General features: G+C 67.2%; 1 protein-coding gene. It reads right to left on the bottom strand.

Translation table 11 applies throughout. From position 1 onward, the window contains the following. The coding region (locus tag DMB66_RS56630; protein ID WP_233625558.1) for an RHS repeat-associated core domain-containing protein at positions 1-2,434 on the bottom strand (2,434 nt) is incomplete at both ends.

Raw genomic sequence — 2,434 nt, 5'->3', positions numbered from 1 at the left:
GCAACAGTCCTGCCACCGGCACCAAAAAGCCCATCCAATGAGAATGAGATTCTGATATTGCCGCTGCGTGCGACCGTACTGATGCCTTCCATCCACAGCGGCCTACCACTCGCGGTATTTGTCCCAGACCATGCCGGTCCATTAAATGTGTGCCCACCGACAGCGGATGCAAGGTCATCAGAATGTGGATTCACGCCCATGCAAACATTGCTACAGCCATCCGTGTCAACGTAATCGACTCCGCCCGTACTACTCTTACCGCAATTGTGGGTGAGAACCGATGCATCCCCAGCGGCGACGTAGTACGTGTGGAGGCCGTCGACTGTGAGGTTGTGGACCCGCTGCGTCTGGGCGGTCCACTTCTTGACTGCAGTGATCTGGACGTGTGTGCCCGCACCGGTCTTCAGCATCGCGCCGGACGTAAGCTCGCCTGCGTTCACCCACTTGTTCAGGTCGGGCGCCCAGAACGGGTGTCCATTAGTCGCGGTGACGAAGGCGGTCTCGTTGCCCTTCTTGCCGTCGGTGTCGACGGTGAGCTCGACCATCGGTTTCTCGCCGACGGCGGTGATCAGTGCGGTCACCTTGCGCTTTTCCGTCTTACCGGTGGTCGGGTCCGTGGCGAGCACCAGGTCGCCGAGCTTGACGTCCTCGATCTTCTTCCTGGTTCCATCTGCCATGAGAACAGCGGTGCCCGGGGCGAAACTGTTCGGCGCCTGCTGCCGCGCGCACGAAGCACCGGCAGACTCGACGGCTTCGCGGCCGGCGGAGCTTGCGCCCCGGTTGGCCAGCGCCTTACCGACCAGGCCACCAACCTGGGTGCTGCCGAAGGACTTGAAAGTTGTCGCCGCCGCCGTGCTGCCCGCGCTGACCGCCCTGCGCACGCCGCCGCTGATCAGGCCGCGCACCGCGCCGGTGACCGCCGAGCCGCCGACCGTCGACAACGGCCCCATGACCGCGCCGATAGTGCCGCCCAGGACCGCGTTCGCGGCCATCTCCTTCCAGCCCTTGCCGCCCTCGATCGCGTCGGTGACCAGCGAGGCGACCGCGCCGCCCGCGGCCGCGCAGGCGATCGCGCCGACGCCGGTTACGCCGATTGCGATGCCGCAGCCGAGGCCGACCACCGCGCCTGCGACGTTGCCGATGATCATCGCTTTGTTGTCGACGACCCATTGGCCCGCGGCCTCGAAGCCGCTGATCATCGCGTTGCCCGCGGCTGTCGCGTTCTTGTAGAGGGCGTCGGCTGCGCTGCTCATGTCCTGTACGACCGAGTTGAAGCTCTGCACCAGCTTGGCGGGCATGGCCCCGGAGATGGTCAACTGCATGGAGCCGAGCGAGGCCCGCACCGCCGCGCCGAGGCGCTTGAGGGAGACGCTCTTCGCCGCGGTGCTGATCGCTGACTTGGCTCTGGCCTGAACCGCGACCGCCGCTCGATGGATCTCGGCTGCCTTTTGCGCGGCGTAGTTCTGGGCCCGTTTCAGCGCCGGCTGGACGTGGCGGTCGTAGGCGGAGCGGATCGCGTTGCCCGCGGCGCGCAGACCCGAGGTCACCTTGTTGAGGAACGCCGAGCCGGCGCTCTTGACGTAGGACCAGGCGGCCCGGGCCTGGTTGGCCAGCCAGGAACCGGCATTGCTGACCACGCGGGTGGTGTAGTTCCACGCCGTGCTGGCCGCTTGGGTGGTGTAGTTCCACGCCTTGCTGGCGGCCTTCTTGCACCAGCCGCAGGACGGCCAGTTACCGGTCGGGTCGTTGTTCGACATCGGGTCGCCGGCGCCGTAGGTGTACTTGTTCGCCAGGATCGAGTCGCCCTGCGAGTAGTTCACCGTGTCGCGTGAGGTGAAGGTGCCGGTGCCGGGCTCGTACCAGCGGGCGCCCATGTTGACCTGCCCGGTGGCCGGGTCGGTCCAGTCGCCCTGGTAGCCCACGTTGGACTGCTCGCCCGCCTGGGCGATCCGCTGGCCGTGGGGGTCGTACGCGGTGGATGCCGCGAGCGCCGACAGGTCGCCGGCCGAGTCGAACGAGGCGACCACGTCGTCGTGCTCGTCGGAGACCGTGATCCGGGTGTTGTTCTCGCTGTCCTCGACCGCGAGCAGCTCACCGGACGGGCCGCGGGCGAACTGCTCGGAGCCGTCGTTCACCGGGTCCGGTTCGAACCCGGCGTACACGAAGCCCTTGCCCGCCCGGTTGACCACCCGGTTGAGCCCGTCGTAGACGTACGCCTGGCCCTCCGCGCTGACCAGGCGGTCGAACGCGTCGAAGGAGTACGTCTCGGCGAGCCCGGAACTGGTCCGGGTCGTCATCGTCCCGCGCGGCGTGTACGCGTACGTGTAGTCGCTGTCGCTGAGCAGCCGGTTGCGCTCGTCGTACGTGGCCGTCTTCGCCCCGGCCTTGGTCCGGTTGCCGGAGTCGTCCCACTCGTAGCCGACGGTGCCGGAGT

It is taken from the genome of Actinoplanes sp. ATCC 53533 (assembly GCF_003947245.1).
Note: the sequence above shows the minus strand (reverse complement) of the source record. Positions and strands in the feature narration are given on the sequence as shown.